Annotated in this window: 11 protein-coding genes and 4 pseudogenes; 4 read left to right on the top strand and 11 right to left on the bottom strand. The window is 38.8% G+C overall.

Annotation, left to right across the window (positions count from 1 at the left end; genetic code table 11):
- The first annotated feature begins 114 nt into the window (after positions 1 to 114).
- On the top strand, positions 115 to 3657 hold the full coding sequence (locus BC008_RS45280; protein WP_027843534.1) for a WD40 domain-containing protein: 3543 nt from the start codon (positions 115 to 117) through the stop codon (positions 3655 to 3657).
- Positions 3658 to 3717: 60 nt separating this feature from the next.
- Here BC008_RS45280 and BC008_RS49180 read toward each other — a convergent pair.
- From BC008_RS49180 to BC008_RS45305, 8 genes and pseudogenes are all read right to left on the bottom strand, one after another.
- Positions 3718 to 3840, bottom strand: a pseudogene (locus BC008_RS49180) (ISKra4 family transposase); the annotation flags it as partial.
- Between the two features lie 95 nt (positions 3841 to 3935).
- A pseudogene (locus BC008_RS47315) lies at positions 3936 to 4097 on the bottom strand (IS1 family transposase); the annotation flags it as partial.
- 189 nt (positions 4098 to 4286) lie between these two features.
- Complete coding sequence (locus tag BC008_RS45285; protein ID WP_027843533.1) at positions 4287 to 6527, bottom strand: peptidase domain-containing ABC transporter; 2241 nt, start codon at positions 6525 to 6527, stop codon at positions 4287 to 4289.
- Positions 6528 to 6530: 3 nt separating this feature from the next.
- Positions 6531 to 7145 (bottom strand): hypothetical protein, encoded by a 615-nt coding sequence (locus BC008_RS45290; RefSeq protein WP_027843532.1) that lies wholly within the window; start codon positions 7143 to 7145, stop codon positions 6531 to 6533.
- A gap of 4 nt (positions 7146 to 7149) precedes the next feature.
- Complete coding sequence (locus BC008_RS45295; RefSeq protein WP_027843531.1) at positions 7150 to 8247, bottom strand: TIGR04500 family putative peptide maturation system protein; 1098 nt, start codon at positions 8245 to 8247, stop codon at positions 7150 to 7152.
- Between the two features lie 2 nt (positions 8248 to 8249).
- On the bottom strand, positions 8250 to 9266 hold the full coding sequence (locus tag BC008_RS45300; protein WP_058183230.1) for an MvdC/MvdD family ATP grasp protein: 1017 nt from the start codon (positions 9264 to 9266) through the stop codon (positions 8250 to 8252).
- 377 nt (positions 9267 to 9643) lie between these two features.
- Positions 9644 to 9820 (bottom strand): hypothetical protein, encoded by a 177-nt coding sequence (locus BC008_RS50200; protein ID WP_161938071.1) that lies wholly within the window; start codon positions 9818 to 9820, stop codon positions 9644 to 9646.
- Positions 9821 to 10928: 1108 nt separating this feature from the next.
- A pseudogene (locus BC008_RS45305) lies at positions 10929 to 12227 on the bottom strand (ATP-binding protein); the annotation flags it as partial.
- A 57-nt stretch (positions 12228 to 12284) separates the two neighbouring features.
- Between BC008_RS45305 and BC008_RS45310 the strand changes: the two are divergent.
- Complete coding sequence (locus tag BC008_RS45310; RefSeq protein ID WP_058184896.1) at positions 12285 to 13457, top strand: IS4 family transposase; 1173 nt, start codon at positions 12285 to 12287, stop codon at positions 13455 to 13457.
- 351 nt (positions 13458 to 13808) lie between these two features.
- Positions 13809 to 15602: a protelomerase family protein gene (locus BC008_RS47320; protein WP_058184898.1), complete on the top strand. Its 1794-nt coding sequence runs from the start codon at positions 13809 to 13811 to the stop codon at positions 15600 to 15602.
- A gap of 235 nt (positions 15603 to 15837) precedes the next feature.
- Here the strand turns inward: BC008_RS47320 and BC008_RS45320 are convergent, their stop codons facing one another.
- Positions 15838 to 16239 (bottom strand): hypothetical protein, encoded by a 402-nt coding sequence (locus tag BC008_RS45320; RefSeq protein WP_058184900.1) that lies wholly within the window; start codon positions 16237 to 16239, stop codon positions 15838 to 15840.
- Between the two features lie 1126 nt (positions 16240 to 17365).
- Between BC008_RS45320 and BC008_RS45325 the strand changes: the two genes are divergently transcribed.
- Positions 17366 to 17767 carry a hypothetical protein gene (locus tag BC008_RS45325; protein ID WP_058184900.1) on the top strand — a complete coding sequence of 134 codons (402 nt, stop codon included), beginning with the start codon at positions 17366 to 17368 and terminating at the stop codon, positions 17765 to 17767.
- A 235-nt stretch (positions 17768 to 18002) separates the two neighbouring features.
- On the opposite strand, the gene BC008_RS47325 is transcribed toward BC008_RS45325, so the two are convergent.
- Complete coding sequence (locus tag BC008_RS47325; RefSeq protein WP_058184898.1) at positions 18003 to 19796, bottom strand: protelomerase family protein; 1794 nt, start codon at positions 19794 to 19796, stop codon at positions 18003 to 18005.
- 351 nt (positions 19797 to 20147) lie between these two features.
- A pseudogene (locus tag BC008_RS45335) lies at positions 20148 to 21368 on the bottom strand (IS4 family transposase); the annotation flags it as partial.
- Positions 21369 to 21460 lie beyond the last annotated feature (92 nt).

Here is a 21460-nt window from a genome sequence, read left to right on the forward strand (position 1 = left end):
TAAAAATCAGGTGTTTCAATATTACAAATAGGAAAAAGTCAGGTTTTGATTTTCAGCCAAAATATTTAAAAATAGAAATAGTATAGTGATAAAAATAGTTTTAGCGATAAAATCATGACTCAATCACCATCACAATATGAATATCAGGTTGGTGGAAGTCTTCCTGCTAACGCCGATAGTTATGTCACTCGTAAAGCCGATCGAGATTTTTATCAAGCTTTAAAAGCAGGTGAATTTTGCTATGTTTTGAACTCGCGACAGATGGGTAAATCAAGTTTGCGAGTACAAACTATGCAAAAGTTACAAGCAGACGATTTTGTTTGTGCTTTTATCGATTTAACCGGAATTGGTAAGGAAGATGTTACCGCTGAGAAATGGTACGCTGGAATTGTGCAATCTTTAGTAAGTAGTTGTCAGCTAAGTAAAAAAAACAAGTGGCGAATGTGGTGGAAAGAAAGGCGATATTTACTTTCACCAATACAGCGGCTTAATTTATTTATTGATGAAATATTATTAGTAGAAATTTCCCAAAAAATAATTATTTTTGTAGATGAAATTGATAGAGTTTTGAGCCAAAATTTTTCTCTAGATGATTTTTTTGCTTTAATCAGATTTTTTTACAATAAACGTGTTGATAATCCAGAATATAAACGCTTGACTTTTGCACTGTTGGGAGTTGCGACACCAAGCGATTTAATTACAGATAAAACTCAAACTCCTTTTAATATTGGTAAGGCTATAGAATTACATGGATTTCAAGCTGATGAAGTGCAGCCATTAGCGAAAGGTTTAGAAGCAAAATTTGACAATCCCCAAGCTATAATCAAAGAAATATTAAATTGGACTGGAGGACAACCTTTTTTAGCGCAAAAATTATGTCAGTTGATGATTAAAAGTCAACAGAAAAATTATATTAGTGCAAACCAATTAGTTAAAGAGATTGTACAAAAATCAATTATTGAAAATTGGGAAGGACAAGACGAACCAGAACATTTAAAAACGATTCGAGATAGAATCCTTCGCAACGAACAAAAAGCAGGGAGATTATTGGTTATTTATCAAGAAATTTTACAGCGAGGAGAAGTTATTGCAGATGGGAGTCTAGAACACACAGATTTACGTTTATCTGGCTTGGTAGTTCAAGGACAAGGTAAATTAAGAGTATATAACCACATTTACAAACAAGTTTTTAATAAAGCGTGGGTTGAAAAACAATTAGCAAAATTACGTCCTTATTCTCAAAGCTTTAATATTTGGGTTGCTTCTAATTATCAAGATGAATCTCGACTGTTGCGGGGAAAAGCATTACAAGATGCTCTATCCTGGGCAAATAATCAAAGCTTAAGTCCTTTAGATTATCGATTTTTATCTGCCTCTCAAGAATTAGAACAGCGTGAAATTCAAAATAGTTTAACTATCAAAGAAGAAGAAAGTCAAATATTAGCAAAAGCGAACGATACTTTAACTCAAGCTCAGAAAAAAGCAAAAAGAATTATATCTTTAGGTAGTATATTTTTAGCCATATCTTTTTTAACAGCACTATTTACAGGTATACAACTTGTCCAAGCAAGGTGGGAACAAAAAGAAGCCGATATAGTTTTAACAAGTGTTTATTCACAAAGAGCATTCGATAAAAGTCCTTTTCAAGCATTGCTTTTAGCGTTAAAATCAGGACGCAAATTGCAAGAATTGGAAAAATTATCTCCGGTTACAACAGATACTCGCAAACAGGTACTATCTGCATTACAACAAGCGATTTATAACATTAGGGAAAAAAATCGCTTGCAAGGACATCATGACAAAGTAAAAGGTATCAGTTTCAGTCCGGATGCTAAAATTATCGCCTCAGCCAGTGCAGACAATACTATTAAACTGTGGAATCCTAAAAATGGTATTTTGTTGCGATCACTAATTGGTCATACTAAAATCGTCTGGAGTGTCAGTTTTAGCCCTAACGGTAAAATTATTGCTTCTAGCGCTAGCGATGGCACAATCAAGCTGTGGAATGTCAAATCTGGGGCTTTAATCAAAACTATAAAAGCTCACAATCCAATCTTATTAGACGTTCGTTTTAGCTTTGATAGTAAAATCTTAGCTGCTGCCGCAGCAAATGGTAAAATTGCACTTCTCAATCTTGAGAATCACAGTTTAATTAAGATTATTGACGCTCATAGTGAACCAGTTTCAAGTATAAATTTCAGCCCAGATAATAGAATACTCGCTACTGCAAGTTTTGACCATAACCTCAAATTGTGGAGCGTATCGGATGGTAGTTTAGTAAAAACCTTCAGAGGTCATGAAAATAAACTTGCTAGCGTCATTTTTAACCCTAATGGGAAAATTGTGGCTACCGCAAGTTTTGACCATACTCTTAAACTATGGAATGTTAAGAATGGTAGTTTAATTCATACCTTTGAAGGTCATATTGCTCCTGTTAAAAGCCTTAGCTTTAGTCCTAATGGTAAAGAAATTGCTTCAGCTAGCGAAGATGGGACAATAAAATTATGGAATTTGGAGCAAAAAGAAATTAAACCGCAAACTTTCAAAGGTCATAATGGTCATATTTGGGGTATTGCTTTTAGTCCTGATGGTAAAACTTTAGCAACTTCAGGCAGCGATTCAACTGTAAGGTTGTGGAATATTGATGGTATTGAACCTCAAACACTAGGAAAGCATAGCGCTAAAGTTTGGGATATTAGTTTCAGTCCTAATGGTAAAATTTTAGCCTCCGCAAGTGCGGATAAAACTATTAAGTTGTGGAATTTGGAAAAATCTCTCTTAAAAACTATTCGTAATAACGACCAAGTAAAAAGTATCAGTTTTAGTCCGAATGGTAAAACTCTTGCTTTTAGCAGCGATGACGGTTTTATCAAATTATTGCGTTTTAATAATGGTAATTTAGTACAAAATTTTGAGTATCATGGTGATCGCCTATCAAGAGTAAGTTTTAGTCCTGATGGGAAAATCCTCGCTTCTACTGGTGATAATGAAGTTGTAAAGTTGTGGGATTCTGTTGATGCAACAGTATTACAAACTTTTAAAGCTTATAATAATATGTTTACAGGTGGCAGATGGACTGATATCAGTTTTAATCCGGATGCTAAAATACTAGCCTCTGTGAGCGATGAACCAGCAGTAAAGTTATGGCGTGTTGGAGATGGTAGTTTAGTAAAAACTTTTCCTAAAGCTCACAGCCATAGAATTACAAGTGTCAGTTTTAGTCCAGACGGTAAACTTATTGCTTCAGCGAGTGCAGATAACACAGTCAAATTATGGCGGGTTAGAGATGGAAAGTTAATCAAACCTCTTAAAGGTCATAGTAACTGGGTTACTAAGGTTAAATTTAGTCCAGATAGTAAAATTCTCGCTTCCGCTAGTTTTGACCGCAAAATAAATTTATGGAACACCAATAATGGTACATTAGAGCAAACCCTAAAAGGTCATCGCGCTTGGGTAACAAGTATTAGCTTTAGCCCTAATGGAAAAACCATAGCTTCTGCAAGTAGAGACGGTACAGTCAAGCTATGGAAATTAGATTTAGATTTGGATGATTTTATGAAAATGGGTTGCACTTGGTTGCAAGATTATTTAGCAATTCATTCTGAAGAAAAGGAATTACAGCAAATTTGCCGTCAATCAATAATAAGTAAGAAGTAATAAGAAACTCTATAGGGAGCATCTCAACTTTGTAAGAACAAAAGAACGAATAGTATGTATCTAAAGCTTGTCATTAAGATAAGCACAGCGGTGCATGAGGACTTGAGGAACATTAGATTCATTCCATTGCGCTCCAGAAATTTTTAATCGCCGATCTATTTGTTTAATCGTGGATTCGACAGCTGGTTAGAGTCGACGGGTGGTATTATCCACTGCGCCTCTCCTTCAGAACTCTACGTATGCCTTTAGGTGGTAATGTTGTAGATGAGTTGAAATAACTATATATCTACTTGAAATTCATATCTATTAATAAATAAGGCAATTACCAAATCATGCATTTGAACAGATTTTGAAAAACAAATACTTTTCCTTGCTAAGCGTTTAATTCTTGTTCGTAACGTTAGATGTTTGCGTTCAATTGTCTGCATAAAAATTCCACCCACAAATCGGAAATTAGAGATTTGAGAAAAAATTTAGAAATTATTCGCCCAAAGGCAGCTTGAGAATTTCATTCACGGGTATTGAGCTTAAACTTGTGAGTTTTTTTACGGTAGCCCCCTACTTTTAAACATCCTCTTATTGATATTGTATATGTTATTTTCTGGAAGTCCCTAAAAGTTGATTTTCGGTCACAGTTGGTTGTTTACTAAGGTAGCGTAATATCCTCGTTGCTCTAATAAATATGTGTGAGAGCCTTGATCTACAATACTTCCTCGATGTAGTACTAAAATTAAGTCTGCATTACGAATAGTGCTAAGGCGATGTGCAATTATAATTTGAGTGCAGGAGATTTGCCCCAGATTTTGTTCAACCAAACGCTCTGTCGGCGTATCTAAGTGACTGGTTGCTTCATCAAGCAGCAAAATAGCAGGCTGACCCGCAAGGGCACGAGCGAGGGATAGTCGCTGTCGTTGTCCTCCAGATAGTCCACTTCCTCCCTCTGCAATTCTAGTTTCATATCCCATTGGCATTTGCATAATTTCATCGTCAATGACTGCTATGTGGGCAGCTGCAATCACTTCTTGTAAAGAAAGTGCTGGTTTGTTGAAAGCGATATTTTGTCTTATTGAACCACTAAATAAAAAAGGTTCTTGCAAAACTACGCCAAATTGGTTACGCCATGTTCGACATTTGAAATTTTCTAAAGAGATACCGTCATATAGAATTTGCCCTGTATTCGGTCTATAGAGTCCTAGTAAGAGCTTTGCAAGGGTGCTTTTACCTGACCCTGATTGTCCCACTATAGCCACTTTCTGACCAGGTTGAATTACGAAAGATACATTTTTGAGGACTAAAGGCGCATTTTTGTCATACTGAAAACTTACGTTTTTGAATTCGATGTGTCCTTTCAGTTTTGGTGCAGCTTTCGTTGTTTTTATTCCTTGTTCTGATTCTGCTTGCAAGACATCCGTGAGTCTTTCGAGGTGGGCACCTGCAACTTGTAAATACTGCCCACTCGTCACCAAAGAAGCAATTGGAGCTAAAAACAAAGCGGCGATCGCATTCATGGCTAACATGGTTCCCAAACTCATGTTTTTTTGCAGGACGTAAAATGTGCCTAGCCAAAGCAATACCAATGGCGATAGGGTTCTCATTGCTTGTAAAAAGGCTTCAATAATAGCTGTCAATTGATTTCGCTGTAGCGACACATTGAGATGTTTCATAAAGAGGTTGGACCAGCGATCGAACGCTTGGTCTTCGCACCCCGTTGCCTTCAAAGTCAAAATTCCTGTTAAAGCTTCAACCATATAACTTTGAGCTTCTGCTTGAGCTGCAAGCTCCTTTTGCATCAGATAATGAACGCGACGAGTTGTAGCTAAAAGTAACGCAACTTGCAACAACCCAAATGCCAAAACTATTAAGCCAAAAAACAGTTGTTGGCTGAGTAAAATAAGTAAGTAACCCAATATAAAACAGCCGTCTAGCAGAACGGATAGACTTTGAGTGGTTAGCATTTCGCGAATAATGGCGTTACTGCCCATACGCATTGAGAGATCGCCAGTCGAACGCTGCTCAAAAAAGCGAAAGGGTAAGGTTAGTAGATGATCGAAGAAACCCAAGATTGTTTGGATATCGATTCGCGCTCGTAAATAAATGAGCAGCGCAGAACGTAAGTAGCTAACAATCAATTGTGCCAACATTAAGATAGCAATACCAATGGCCAAAATCGGCATCAGGCTGTTCAAATGGAACGGCAAAATTCGGTCGATAAAAACTTTTGTCAGCATAGGTAGTCCTAAGCCGAGACATTGTAGCAACAAAGATGCACCTATGATTTGAATGAACAGCTGAGGCTGTAAGACAGTATATCGAATGAGGAATTGAAGCCACAGAGGCTGGGAAGTTTTCCCACGTGGCTCAAACCCAGCTCCTGGTTCCAAAGTTAAGACAACACCCGTGAAGCTCCCATCGAACTGAGCCGTAGTCAGTTGATACCGGCCTCCAGCGGGATCGACAATGCCAATTCGATTTGGCGACCAAGATTCAACTACGACAAAGTGATTAAAATTCCAATGGGCGATCGCCGGTAAGGGGACATATCTAAAATCAGCCATATCAATGGCATAAGCTTTGACTCGAAGCCCATAGTTACGAGCTACTTCAGCAAGGTGTTGAGCGCTCACCCCATCTCGACCTACATCAAAGCAATCCCGACACTCGGAAACGCGAGTATGGCGACCATAGTAACTCAAGATCGTGGCTAGGCAAGCGGCACCGCACTCAACCTCATTTAATTGTAACCGAATTGGAACGCGGTAACTTTGACCTTTTAGTAAGTTGCAAAGCAGTTGGCAGGCAGCATTTTTGAACTGAAATATTGTTTTTTTCAAGTATGCCAGTCGGCGCTGCTTGGTTATAAATCTGTTCATAGCTTATCTCATTTGGTCAGTTTTGAGTTTACGTTTCAAAAACTGATGAACTCCTGGCAAGAAAGATATTATTCTGCTCCCCTCACCTTCGATTTCTGCGTGCCCAACGCTTCCAATATAGGCGGTGCTAGGTAAAGTAGTTGGAATTGGCTCCAGGGGAGTCACAACGAGCCTCACAGGTTGAGTAATATTTGCAGTAACGTTATTTTCCAATCCCCATTGCTGTTGAATATCCTTTGGGCTGAGAACTTGCTTGTTTGCGGCGATAATTGGTCGTTTAATGCGATCGCTACCTAGACCATCAAACCGCAGAAGAATAAACTGGGAAGATTTTAAAGGGGGTGATGATTGAGCAGGGAACAAAGCAATTACAACCACTTCTGCTTGGCTATCTTGAGAGGCCGCCGGACGGCGCACAATTATGGCAGAGCCAGTGATAAAAGTAGGAATTTGGATACAGCTTGCGACTGTCCCGCTCGCGGCTAAAAGCCCTAATAAGGTCCACAAATAAAGAAAAACGCGAGGAGCAACTAGTTGAGGCAAAACTGCTTTTTCTTGTCCTCTAATATAATTTTGAACCGCATTTTTCCGAAAAATAGAGGATTTGTAGTCAACCATAATCTTAGCCTGCGGCGACTTGTTCTGGTACAAAAAGTTGAGAAAGCCGATCGGCGTTTCCCCAGTACCATTCCACTTTAGCGACCTGTCGGCGTTCTGCTAGCCAAGCTTCAAATAAAATCCTCTTAATAGTCTGCTGCATTTTAACATCAAAACAGGTAGGTGGAATTGCTAAAACGAGGATTAACTCATAGCAGTCATCATCAGTTTTTAAGGGTTTTAACAGTTTGCCAGGCTTCTCTGAGAATATAGCATTTGCTTTTTGATCGGTCATTTGTCGGCGCTGTAATTCTGCAAATAGCATTCTGCTAGTTTGTTCGACGCTTTTTTGGCTTGCTGCTAAAAATTGTTGCTGGGCTGCTTGCCAAAAATCAATGTCACCACTCAAAACCTGTTGGTATAGCTGTTCTGCTTTTTGCTTACCATGAATACTGAACTGAGCAACATGAGCTGTATCAAAATTGGCTTTATGCTGAGTAAAGTAGTCTTTTATCCTACTAGCGGTCACCTTGTCTCGCAGCTTGGCGACGACTGCTTCAGTCGTAACATACTGTTCAAGCTGTGTGTGAGTCATGCTCCGTTGAGACATCCATCGGTAAGTATCTTCGGATGTGTAAAGTCGATGTGCTCGTCGCCATCCGTCTATCGCAAGTTGCAGTTCTGAATCTGTTAGCTCAATAGGATTTTTCTCTAGTTCTTCTTGAATCAGGCAAGCATTAAGTAGGCGATTGACTAGCTTGGGTTCATCCCAAACTGAGTCTAGACAGCCAATTGCCTGCTCTATCGTTAAAACAGTGTTATTGACTTTGACTAAATCGGCATCATGCCAGCGATGAACACCGCGCATTGGCCACGGCAAAGCACGGTCTGGACAGAAACTCACCGAAACAGTTCCTTCACCCGGATGGCGGAGCAAAACATCATAATGAACTGAATAGTCATAAGATTCTTCCTCCCACAGTAGATTAATCTCTGTATTTGGATACTGCTGTTGCAGCCTCCGTAATCTTTTTCGCGCTACCTTAGGGTGGATATTGTCTTGGTGCAACTGCATCAAGTAAGCGAACACATCTTCAAGTTCGTTTTGAAACTGATTTTTCATTTTTAGGCTCCTAAACTTAATTTTGGTGATATGCTAATGGGTTGACTATCTTTTATTGGAGCGAGAAGCAAGTCGCAAATCGCATCGCTGATGGGCAGCCCCGTTTCGTATTCAATCCAAAGATATTGACCATTAGGATTAATTTCTAAAAAAATGTAGCGCCCTTCAGGAGTTAACACCATATCAATGGCACCGTAACAAAGTTCGAGTTGATTTACGAGTGCTATGCAGTGCTTTGCAATCTCTAGTGGCAGAGCATGGGGAAGATAAGGAGTTTCGTTGCGGTCATAGCGCCGCCAGTCATGACGAGTACGATAGCTAATTTGAGAATGGATTTCAGCTGCAAAAACCTGTTGACCTACGACAATAACACGTAACTCAACTTGTTTGGGCACGTAAGCTTGAAAAATCATAGGACTATAACGGATGTCATGAAAGTAGCCGATGTCCTGCTTAGAAACCACTTCTGTGTAACGGCAAAATGGCGTACCGACCTTCCGAAAAAAGGAGAATCCGGCTAACTTACTGATAATTTGACCGTTATGTTGTCGATAAAATTCTAACAAGTCTTCCGGAGAGTTAGTAATCAAGGTAGGCGGTAGCTCGAACCCTAATGCACCAGCAATTTTAAGCTGTGAAGCTTTCATTTGCGCTCGTTTGATTACTGCACGAGGTGCAGGGAGAAACAGGCAATTAAGGGAATTCCATACATCATCTAATACATCTTGACATTCTCCCGCGATAGAATCCCTTTCTGTGCTATTTAGTAGTTCGGAGTGAACCACAGGTATCCGAGGACGACGATACCAAACAGCCTTCACTTGATTTAGTTCAATTGTCTTTGCTTCTGTATGAAGTATATAACTGGTTTGTCCATTGGGAGAGCAAGAAAAAGATATCTGAGCTTTTGTGGGGAAATCCGCAGGATGGAATCTAACAAACGGCACCCCGTGCATTTTAAGCTTTTTTACAACATGGTCAGCATGAATGTCTAATGGCTCTGTCAAAATCAAAAGCATAGCGCACCTCACTTTTAGCTTTAGTTAAAAAAAAGTACAGCCGCTCGGTTGGTTGTTTCCAGTGAGCGACTGCCTAACCTAGTACTTTGTCCCATTAATTTTGACGAGTCGCGGGTGCGAGCGATCCCCGACTTCTATCCTAGGAATTGCTACAATGTGCGGATATTGATTCAGAAGTCGGGGATCTGTTCCCTAGGCATCAGAACTTATGGAACAGACTACTAGTGTTCCACCACATTAGTTATGAGGGGTATTGCATCAGTCCTATTTATAGGACTTTTGCTATTAGGCAGGGACTCTAAGTCCCTGGCAGTTGGATGTCTACCCCGCAAAATTAATGTGGTGGAGTACTAGTCTAGTTAGACTAAGCACTCAACTTATTCATCATCACACATCCCTGGCTCAGTACAGCTTCCAGCACTTCTTCTCCTTCCTATTGGTAGTCCTCCTGATACATTTCGTAAATCTGCTTCAGACAGTTCAACTCCGATGGTTGAGAGGTCGTCAATGCGGGTGCGTTGATATTTTGTATTTTTTGATTTTTTCTCGGTCATCAATCTATCCTCAATTAATTAGAAATATCATACATAGAGCTTCAATTTGTTTAGCTCTATTCTTATTTTGATTGAAGTATCTTAAAAATCTATAGGATAAAATCAGGTATTGAGAAAATAATTGTAAGAAGAAAGTAAGGAAAAATCAGGTAATAAGGGACTTGCAAAAAAATAAGATACCAGTTACTGTAGAATGCCACAAGCCTAATTATGTCTAAAATTTAACAAGGTACTAAAGTAAGTAATGTTAAGCGATTATGGGGTATTATTTTATGGAACTTAGGATGGAAGGCATTGGTGAGAACTTAAAGAAGAATACCAAAGGTCAAGGTGTAATTTACAAAAGACAATAAACAGCTAAAAGGCTGATAAATGATAGATTTGAGTTTGGTGTATGACTTATTCCCAAGCAATGAGCAGCAAAAAAAGGCTACCAACCTAAGGCGGGACAGCGGACAAAGTTAAAATTTTGGCTTATTGTGCGATCTGCACTACGCGTCCCAAAGGGGTGATAATGGGTGAAGTGGGTGTTCACATAATGCCGATTTGTGCCTCAGAGGCATCGCAGGTGACGCAGAAATCAGGTTTCGTGGAATACAGTATCTAAACCCCCAGTACATAAGCTTTTCATCGATTTAGCTCTAGGCGTATTGCTAGAGAAGCTGGCAGGAAGTGCCATTGTTTTATCTTTAAGTTCCATGTAAGTTTTGGAGTCGGAACTTTACCTCAATTAACCCCATAACTGCGTGTCAAATTCTTTAAATCCTACCCCAATTTGATGAAAAAGTTCCGATACAAGCGGTTCTAGGAACTGTGTTAAGTTTTAATGCAAAATTGAATTCAAAGGCTGAAAGTCTCTCATAGCAATGCTTTCAGATGCGTTGGCACTCTGTGTCAGCTTCTCTAGCATTAGGCCCTCTAACTGTGTCCATAATGTGAATAAGGCACCGAGCAGGGAGCAGGGAGCGGGGAGCAGGGAGCAGGGTGCAGGGTGCAGGGTGCAGGGGGACGGGTTATTCATTATGCTTACGTTTAATGCCGCCAAACTCAATTGCTTCTTTTTCCATTCTCGGTGCTCCCAAGCTCTCTGCTCAAGAGCTTGGTTTGGTCAAGCACGAATAACGGTAATATCACGGTTATTAGGTGTGGTAAGAACTTGTGTAGATAAACGTTCTTCAATTGGTGGAGCACTTTTGCGTCTATCGAATACAAACAACCAACCTTCATTTACGTCCAAACGGGCCAAATATGATTCTAATTGTTCGATTCCTTCTGCTTGGGGGTCACGTTTCTTTTCGCGCCATACCTTGAGTTCGATTCCCAGGGTAACGGTTTTATATTTTAAACATAGGTCCATGCGATCGCTACCAATGGCATATTCCCGTTCCAAAGAACCACCACCATTGACAACACGATGTAAGAAAGCCATTAATACGATGTGGGGTGCAATTTCGTGATAAGTAGTAGTACTTAATAGTGGTTCTCCATGTTGTCGCCAAAACTTAATAAAAGCTTCTAATAAAGCATCTTTGTCTAATTCACCAGATTGAGTTAACCAGGTGGGTGCGATAGTGGGTAGGGAAGCCATTGGAGTAACGGTTAATACCCGAGGAATAACCTCACGATAAATAGGATTAGCAATTGTTAATCCACCCTGGGGATGCATGGTACATAAACCCAAATCAATGACAAATTGAATATCATCATTGGGTACATTACCCAATTCTAAGCCTGCTAATATAGGTTCGATGATAGCTTTGACTCGTTGTTGTGTGAGTATTTTTTCAAGAGATTCGAAATGAGTATTTCGACGAGTAATTAATATTTGGGCTTGTTGTAAGATATGTTGTTTGGTAATGGGAATATTTCTATCTGTAACGATTTTTTCAACAACTCCCTTGGCAAGAGCATTAACTAACCAAGGTTGCCCTTGAGTTAATTGGAAGGCAGTAGCAGTAGCTTCTGGGGTAAAAATTTGTCCAGTATCTTGAGTATGCTGTTGATATAATTCTTGAACTTCAGCGGGATTGAAGTTTCTCATGGTAATGGAACTAACTTTAACATTAAAAGGACTAGCTGTATTTAATCTGTCACTACCACCGGATGCAACCTTGTAATCGCGGACATCACGTAAGCCGATTAATCCGATAGATGAAGGGAAATTTTTTGGTCGTCCGCGATAGCCATCGCGTAACTGTCGCAAAACAGAAATTAGTGCTTGATCTTGCAAGGAGTCAATTTCATCTATAAGTAACACTAATGGTTTATTACTTGCTCTAGCCCAAAGCTGTAAAGCAGCTTGAATTCTTCGTCCAGGTTGGGCTTGGTTATTTAAAGAGGGGGGATGCAAATCAGAAGGTAAATCAAATTGAATGCTAGCCCACCAAGCATCTAACATAGCAAGTTCAGGGGAAATCCACGTATCAAAGCATCAGCAATTTTAGCAGCACATACTGATACTGCAGTGGAACGAATCAGAGATCATGACACAATTTTGGCAATTCAAGATACGACAGAATTAGATTTTAGTCCCAAGCCAGTCAGGCATGCCCGTAGTGAAAATCCCCGTAGACAAGGTATGGGACCATTGAGTAACCCAAAAGCTAGGGGTCTAAAAGTTCACACGGTATTGGCAGCGAGTGCACAAGGTGTGCCATTGGGAGTTTTAGACCAAAAAGTTTGGGTAAGAGAGGTCAAACAAGGAGGTAATAAGGAAAAACGGCGACGTCTTGTATCAGAGAAGGAAAGTCAACGTTGGCTTGATTGTTTAAGTGTTAGTCAAAGGCTAGTACCAAATGAAACTCGTGTGATAACGGTAGGAGATAGAGAAGCAGATATTTATCAACTGTTTGCCATGCCCCGGCGACCAGAAAGTGAGTTTCTGATAAGGGCAGCAAAAAATCGCTACACTAAGTCAAATGTGTTTGATGAGTCTGTGATACCTTTATTTGAGGCGATTCGACAGACAGCAGTTTTGGGAGAAATTAATTTAGAGTTACAGCGTACTTCTAGACGTAAAGCTCGTAGTGCTTCATTGAGCGTTTGGGTGAAGACATTATGGTTACAACCACCAGCATATCTTGAGTCTGGGAAATTTGAACCCATTGAAGTAAATGTAATTCTAGCTACTGAGGAATATCCTTCTGTTGGTGAAAAAGCAATTTGTTGGTTGTTGCTAACAACTTTACCTGTTACTTCTTTAGAATCAGCAGTTCAATGCTTGGAGTGGTATAGCTACCGTTGGTTAATAGAGCGTTACCACTATTGTTTAAAGAGTGGTTGCAGGATTGAGGAATTACAGTTAGAAAACGGTGAGAAGATAAAGCGAGCATTAGCCACTTACGCGATTGTTACATGGCGGTTGTTATGGCTGACTTATGAGGCGCGTCAGAACCCAGAACGTACAGTGGATGGTGTTTTGGAGCCTTATGAATGGCAAGCTTTATATTGCAGGATTCATAAAACTAATATCCCAAGTAGTGAAGCGCCAACTCTGGGAGAGTGTGTGCGCTGGATTGCCAAATTGGGAGGATTTTTAGGGCGTAAGGGAGATGGAGATCCAGGTATTAAAACTTTGTGGCGTGGACTTAAACAGTTGCACGATATTACACAAATGTGGTTGTTATTGCGAGAATAAAGGCGATAAATGTAAATAAATATGCGATAAAGGACAAAGAGTAAGATTTTTATGATATTAGATTGAAATTTAACAAAAATACATTAATTGATTGTTTTGTAGTATTTATGTAATATAGTTGTATATTTCAAGTAATGGATATTTTATTAATTGGAAGACGCGCGTCTTCCATGCTGCGTGTCGATAAATGTGAATTATGTTTGGGTACAGTAACTGCTGTTGTAAGTGAATTGCATATTTGATAGTTATTTTTTGGATGTAACTAGTTAATAATTGTAACTATCTAAAAATCTAACTAGTCAATATAACTAGTATGCTGTTATAACTAGTTATATGAATGAGTGAAAATAAATGTCGAGATTATTAGAGCAGAAGATAGATGAGTTATTTGAGTCAACTAAGGGGTTGATGAGTTTTGATCAATTGGAACCTTACTGTGAGCAGTTCAACGATTGGCTTAAGCAGAATACAAAATACAGTCTTAATTCTTTGGGTACAGTATTGTCGCGTCATGGGTTCTATAAGAAGTTCAAGTCAATAAAGCTTGAGCAGGGGAAGAATGGGGTGAGCATCCCCAAACATGACTTGAATGGGAATATAAAGGGCTATGAGTTGCGGCATTATGTAGTTTCGAGGTGTGGTTTGTCTAAAGAAGAGTGGGATAATCGCAACACATCTAACCGGGCGATCGCAAGATTGGAGAACGGGCGAAAGATAGAGCCCAAAGCTTATTTAGAGGAAATTGGTAAACTGCTTAATAGTAAGGACCCCCATGAATTAGCAGTGGGGTTGATAGCAGCGACAGGGAGACGACCTCATGAGATTTTGGCCCGTGCTAAGTTTAGTGTGATTGAAGGTGAAGAATACAAAGTGATGTTTGAGGGTCAGGGGAAGAAGCGAGGAGAAAAACCAGTCTTCGCGATCGCGACCTTGTTCCCAGGAAGTTATGTAATAGAAAAGCTGGGGCAGTTAAGAAATGAAGAGAGCACCAAGGAATTATTGAAGCGAGTAAGGGGGCAGTTCCCGAGAGAAATAGCTCAACAAAATCGTGCTCTAGATTCTTGTAGGAATGGCAGTCTTAATAGTGTGGTGCGTCAAGTATTTGGGGATAAAGATGATAAGAATCCAGTTTTGGCAATTCGGCAAGGAGATGAGCAAGATAATTGTAAAGCTTTAAGAGCAGCTTATGCTTGTTTAGTAATGGAGCGGGATTTATCGGGGTCAATAGGTGAAAAGTTATTATTTGCGGCGCGTCAACTGGGTCATTTTGTAAAAGAATCACCTACAGATAAAGATTTAGCGAATCTTGCGACAACTGTTGGCTACGGGGATTATTACGTTACAGAAGCTGTTCCATTTCCATCTATTTTGAAAAAAGTAAAAACTAAAATTTGTAGTGTGAAGGTAAACGAAGAAGATTTTCAGGTAATAAGAAAGCTGGAATTAGAGTGGGAGCTTGATAGTCAAAGAGCGGTGGTTCATAAGGTATTAGAAATGGCTGTTGAAGCTGTGGAGTTAAAAGAGAAATGCCTGAGACTTGAGCAATTAGAGGAGAAAGTTAAGGAGCTAAGTTGGGAGAATCAAAAACTTAATCGTGAGAATGAGAGTTTGATAAATGAAAATCAAAAACTTGCTGGTCAATTAAAAAGTGTGGGTCGGCAAGAAATGGTGAAGCAAGAAGTAGAAGATATTGATTCTAAAATAGAGCGGATAATTGAGGAGAAATTATCGTTTTTATTGGAGAATAATAAGGTTATTGATGTCCATAAAGCTGAAGTTATTGTTAATGCTCAATCTCAAGTAACAACATTAAAAGTTGATTCATATTGGGAATCGGTTCCCAGTGAAGAGTTGAAAAAGTCGAAAGGAAGGGGGGCGGTAGAGGAGAAATTGAAGCGTTCTTTTCTGGCGATCGCAAATCATAACGACTACAAAGCGCGGGATAATAATGGTCAGCCAGATCAAAGCAAGATGTGGGCGATAACCAATCAAGCATTGCGTCAGCTTAGTGGGTGTAATGGTCAGTTAGTAAAAGTTTGGATGGAGAATCACAGGATTGCGATCGATGACCATCACAATAAATATGGCTTAGGGCAATATCACAATAAGGGTAAGGGTGACATAACCCAGGCGATAAGTTGGTAATGGGTAAACGTATATTTTTCATCTTCATTCATTGATGATTACCCGGTTATTTTTAAATAAAAATACTGAATTAGAACAATGTAAGTTTTAGTTGATACTCAATATCTTCAGACATTAGTTCGCGGGAATTTACCCTAATTAATTTGTCTTGAGTTTTTCAACTTTGCTGAAGTTAAGTACATAGGCATAAAAAAAACCGCCCCTCCCGGTGCCCTTCAAGGTTTTTCCCACTGGACTACTTATCACACAGGGATTTGGGCTTTTCTAGTTCTTCTAGGGAATTCTGTAAGTATTCACGTGTCTTGCGCTTAATTTCAAGGATTTTGGAGTTTTCCATAGCCAAAACTGTTTCAGCGAATCTTTTAGTCCAGGCCCTACCTAGGTGTAAATATCGTGATTTTTTGTTGTCCGAAATGTTCGATCGTCTGTAAACTGCATTTGGATTATAAAGCTTGTAGTAGTGAAATCTTATAAAAATCTTCTCAGTTCCTCTGGTAACTGAATATCGACTAATTGATGACTTATCCGGTAGAACATCTTTCTTTTCAAGTTCAGCTATTTCACCTTCGAGTCGAGATAAATGTAGTTTTATTTCTTCTATATCGGCAAGAGGTAGATTTTCTGATTTGAGTTTCATTCTGCTTAAACAATAGTTCGCGGGAAAATTCCCTAATATTCTCCCATCTCAATAGAATAAGAATGCATTAGATAAAGTAATATATTGTTATTCTATATTTAATAACTAAATAACTGGTTACTTAAGGCAACCTAACTAGTTATTTAAGCAGCCATTAAGATAACAATTTTATGGCGAGTCAATAAATCAATAGAACTAAATATTGATAGGGCTTTTGGGACAGAAGTACTTATAGCTTCCTATTATGCAGACATGAAATTATATAGTAACCAGTTATATTTGTATTGTTTATAGATAACCGGTGAATCTAACTAGAATAGCTTAGGCGTGGAGTAAAATTGTCATAAATATAACTAGTTTATTTTTTGGGGATGAGAGATTATTGCGATCAGAAAACAAGCTAGCCTGAAACCCTTGCCTGATAGTAATTTCAGAAGTCTGCATAAAAACAGATATTGATATATGCATAAGCAAGATGACGCAGATATAACTACTAAGATAAGATAGTTATATATATGAATATCTTATGGGTCAGGCTTATAACTAGGAATATCTGTTAATTTAAATTAACAGATATTCCTAGTTATAAGCCTGACCCATAAGATATTCATATATATAACTATCTTATCTTAGTAGTTATATCTGCGTCATCTTGCTTATGCATATATCAATATCTGTTTTTATGCAGACTTCTGAAATTACTATCAGGCAAGGGTTTCAGGCTAGCTTGTTTTCTGATCGCAATAATCTCTCATCCCCAAAAAATAAACTAGTTATATTTATGACAATTTTACTCCACGCCTAAGCTATTCTAGTTAGATTCACCGGTTATCTATAAACAATACAAATATAACTGGTTACTATATAATTTCATGTCTGCATAATAGGAAGCTATAAGTACTTCTGTCCCAAAAGCCCTATCAATATTTAGTTCTATTGATTTATTGACTCGCCATAAAATTGTTATCTTAATGGCTGCTTAAATAACTAGTTAGGTTGCCTTAAGTAACCAGTTATTTAGTTATTAAATATAGAATAACAATATATTACTTTATCTAATGCATTCTTATTCTATTGAGATGGGAGAATATTAGGGAATTTTCCCGCGAACTATTGTTTAAGCAGAATGAAACTCAAATCAGAAAATCTACCTCTTGCCGATATAGAAGAAATAAAACTACATTTATCTCGACTCGAAGGTGAAATAGCTGAACTTGAAAAGAAAGATGTTCTACCGGATAAGTCATCAATTAGTCGATATTCAGTTACCAGAGGAACTGAGAAGATTTTTATAAGATTTCACTACTACAAGCTTTATAATCCAAATGCAGTTTACAGACGATCGAACATTTCGGACAACAAAAAATCACGATATTTACACCTAGGTAGGGCCTGGACTAAAAGATTCGCTGAAACAGTTTTGGCTATGGAAAACTCCAAAATCCTTGAAATTAAGCGCAAGACACGTGAATACTTACAGAATTCCCTAGAAGAACTAGAAAAGCCCAAATCCCTGTGTGATAAGTAGTCCAGTGGGAAAAACCTTGAAGGGCACCGGGAGGGGCGGTTTTTTTTATGCCTATGTACTTAACTTCAGCAAAGTTGAAAAACTCAAGACAAATTAATTAGGGTAAATTCCCGCGAACTAATGTCTGAAGATATTGAGTATCAACTAAAACTTACATTGTTCTAATTCAGTATTTTTATTTAAAAATAACCGGGTAATCATCAATGAATGAAGATGAAAAATATACGTTTACCCATTACCAACTTATCGCCTGGGTTATGTCACCCTTACCCTTATTGTGATATTGCCCTAAGCCATATTTATTGTGATGGTCATCGATCGCAATCCTGTGATTCTCCATCCAAACTTTTACTAACTGACCATTACACCCACTAAGCTGACGCAATGCTTGATTGGTTATCGCCCACATCTTGCTTTGATCTGGCTGACCATTATTATCCCGCGCTTTGTAGTCGTTATGATTTGCGATCGCCAGAAAAGAACGCTTCAATTTCTCCTCTACCGCCCCCCTTCCTTTCGACTTTTTCAACTCTTCACTGGGAACCGATTCCCAATATGAATCAACTTTTAATGTTGTTACTTGAGATTGAGCATTAACAATAACTTCAGCTTTATGGACATCAATAACCTTATTATTCTCCAATAAAAACGATAATTTCTCCTCAATTATCCGCTCTATTTTAGAATCAATATCTTCTACTTCTTGCTTCACCATTTCTTGCCGACCCACACTTTTTAATTGACCAGCAAGTTTTTGATTTTCATTTATCAAACTCTCATTCTCACGATTAAGTTTTTGATTCTCCCAACTTAGCTCCTTAACTTTCTCCTCTAATTGCTCAAGTCTCAGGCATTTCTCTTTTAACTCCACAGCTTCAACAGCCATTTCTAATACCTTATGAACCACCGCTCTTTGACTATCAAGCTCCCACTCTAATTCCAGCTTTCTTATTACCTGAAAATCTTCTTCGTTTACCTTCACACTACAAATTTTAGTTTTTACTTTTTTCAAAATAGATGGAAATGGAACAGCTTCTGTAACGTAATAATCCCCGTAGCCAACAGTTGTCGCAAGATTCGCTAAATCTTTATCTGTAGGTGATTCTTTTACAAAATGACCCAGTTGACGCGCCGCAAATAATAACTTTTCACCTATTGACCCCGATAAATCCCGCTCCATTACTAAACAAGCATAAGCTGCTCTTAAAGCTTTACAATTATCTTGCTCATCTCCTTGCCGAATTGCCAAAACTGGATTCTTATCATCTTTATCCCCAAATACTTGACGCACCACACTATTAAGACTGCCATTCCTACAAGAATCTAGAGCACGATTTTGTTGAGCTATTTCTCTCGGGAACTGCCCCCTTACTCGCTTCAATAATTCCTTGGTGCTCTCTTCATTTCTTAACTGCCCCAGCTTTTCTATTACATAACTTCCTGGGAACAAGGTCGCGATCGCGAAGACTGGTTTTTCTCCTCGCTTCTTCCCCTGACCCTCAAACATCACTTTGTATTCTTCACCTTCAATCACACTAAACTTAGCACGGGCCAAAATCTCATGAGGTCGTCTCCCTGTCGCTGCTATCAACCCCACTGCTAATTCATGGGGGTCCTTACTATTAAGCAGTTTACCAATTTCCTCTAAATAAGCTTTGGGCTCTATCTTTCGCCCGTTCTCCAATCTTGCGATCGCCCGGTTAGATGTGTTGCGATTATCCCACTCTTCTTTAGACAAACCACACCTCGAAACTACATAATGCCGCAACTCATAGCCCTTTATATTCCCATTCAAGTCATGTTTGGGGATGCTCACCCCATTCTTCCCCTGCTCAAGCTTTATTGACTTGAACTTCTTATAGAACCCATGACGCGACAATACTGTACCCAAAGAATTAAGACTGTATTTTGTATTCTGCTTAAGCCAATCGTTGAACTGCTCACAGTAAGGTTCCAATTGATCAAAACTCATCAACCCCTTAGTTGACTCAAATAACTCATCTATCTTCTGCTCTAATAATCTCGACATTTATTTTCACTCATTCATATAACTAGTTATAACAGCATACTAGTTATATTGACTAGTTAGATTTTTAGATAGTTACAATTATTAACTAGTTACATCCAAAAAATAACTATCAAATATGCAATTCACTTACAACAGCAGTTACTGTACCCAAACATAATTCACATTTATCGACACGCAGCATGGAAGACGCGCGTCTTCCAATTAATAAAATATCCATTACTTGAAATATACAACTATATTACATAAATACTACAAAACAATCAATTAATGTATTTTTGTTAAATTTCAATCTAATATCATAAAAATCTTACTCTTTGTCCTTTATCGCATATTTATTTACATTTATCGCCTTTATTCTCGCAATAACAACCACATTTGTGTAATATCGTGCAACTGTTTAAGTCCACGCCACAAAGTTTTAATACCTGGATCTCCATCTCCCTTACGCCCTAAAAATCCTCCCAATTTGGCAATCCAGCGCACACACTCTCCCAGAGTTGGCGCTTCACTACTTGGGATATTAGTTTTATGAATCCTGCAATATAAAGCTTGCCATTCATAAGGCTCCAAAACACCATCCACTGTACGTTCTGGGTTCTGACGCGCCTCATAAGTCAGCCATAACAACCGCCATGTAACAATCGCGTAAGTGGCTAATGCTCGCTTTATCTTCTCACCGTTTTCTAACTGTAATTCCTCAATCCTGCAACCACTCTTTAAACAATAGTGGTAACGCTCTATTAACCAACGGTAGCTATACCACTCCAAGCATTGAACTGCTGATTCTAAAGAAGTAACAGGTAAAGTTGTTAGCAACAACCAACAAATTGCTTTTTCACCAACAGAAGGATATTCCTCAGTAGCTAGAATTACATTTACTTCAATGGGTTCAAATTTCCCAGACTCAAGATATGCTGGTGGTTGTAACCATAATGTCTTCACCCAAACGCTCAATGAAGCACTACGAGCTTTACGTCTAGAAGTACGCTGTAACTCTAAATTAATTTCTCCCAAAACTGCTGTCTGTCGAATCGCCTCAAATAAAGGTATCACAGACTCATCAAACACATTTGACTTAGTGTAGCGATTTTTTGCTGCCCTTATCAGAAACTCACTTTCTGGTCGCCGGGGCATGGCAAACAGTTGATAAATATCTGCTTCTCTATCTCCTACCGTTATCACACGAGTTTCATTTGGTACTAGCCTTTGACTAACACTTAAACAATCAAGCCAACGTTGACTTTCCTTCTCTGATACAAGACGTCGCCGTTTTTCCTTATTACCTCCTTGTTTGACCTCTCTTACCCAAACTTTTTGGTCTAAAACTCCCAATGGCACACCTTGTGCACTCGCTGCCAATACCGTGTGAACTTTTAGACCCCTAGCTTTTGGGTTACTCAATGGTCCCATACCTTGTCTACGGGGATTTTCACTACGGGCATGCCTGACTGGCTTGGGACTAAAATCTAATTCTGTCGTATCTTGAATTGCCAAAATTGTGTCATGATCTCTGATTCGTTCCACTGCAGTATCAGTATGTGCTGCTAAAATTGCTGATGCTTTGATACGTGGATTTCCCCTGAACTTGCTATGTTAGATGCTTGGTGGGCTAGCATTCAATTTGATTTACCTTCTGATTTGCATCCCCCCTCTTTAAATAACCA

Origin of the sequence: Mastigocoleus testarum BC008 (assembly GCF_001456025.1) — a bacterium.
In the GTDB taxonomy this organism is placed as follows: Bacteria; Cyanobacteriota; Cyanobacteriia; order Cyanobacteriales; family Nostocaceae; genus Mastigocoleus; species Mastigocoleus testarum.

What these genes read in the sequence shown, in the direction of transcription:
- BC008_RS45280 (WP_027843534.1), top strand. Translation starts at nt 115, where the DNA reads ATGACTCAATCACCATCACAATATGAATATCAGGTTGGTGGAAGTCTT.
- BC008_RS45285 (WP_027843533.1), bottom strand. Translation starts at nt 6,527, where the DNA reads ATGAACAGATTTATAACCAAGCAGCGCCGACTGGCATACTTGAAAAAA.
- BC008_RS45290 (WP_027843532.1), bottom strand. Translation starts at nt 7,145, where the DNA reads ATGGTTGACTACAAATCCTCTATTTTTCGGAAAAATGCGGTTCAAAAT.
- BC008_RS45295 (WP_027843531.1), bottom strand. Translation starts at nt 8,247, where the DNA reads ATGAAAAATCAGTTTCAAAACGAACTTGAAGATGTGTTCGCTTACTTG.
- BC008_RS45300 (WP_058183230.1), bottom strand. Translation starts at nt 9,266, where the DNA reads ATGCTTTTGATTTTGACAGAGCCATTAGACATTCATGCTGACCATGTT.
- BC008_RS50200 (WP_161938071.1), bottom strand. Translation starts at nt 9,820, where the DNA reads ATGACCGAGAAAAAATCAAAAAATACAAAATATCAACGCACCCGCATT.
- BC008_RS47320 (WP_058184898.1), top strand. Translation starts at nt 13,809, where the DNA reads ATGTCGAGATTATTAGAGCAGAAGATAGATGAGTTATTTGAGTCAACT.
- BC008_RS45320 (WP_058184900.1), bottom strand. Translation starts at nt 16,239, where the DNA reads ATGAAACTCAAATCAGAAAATCTACCTCTTGCCGATATAGAAGAAATA.
- BC008_RS45325 (WP_058184900.1), top strand. Translation starts at nt 17,366, where the DNA reads ATGAAACTCAAATCAGAAAATCTACCTCTTGCCGATATAGAAGAAATA.
- BC008_RS47325 (WP_058184898.1), bottom strand. Translation starts at nt 19,796, where the DNA reads ATGTCGAGATTATTAGAGCAGAAGATAGATGAGTTATTTGAGTCAACT.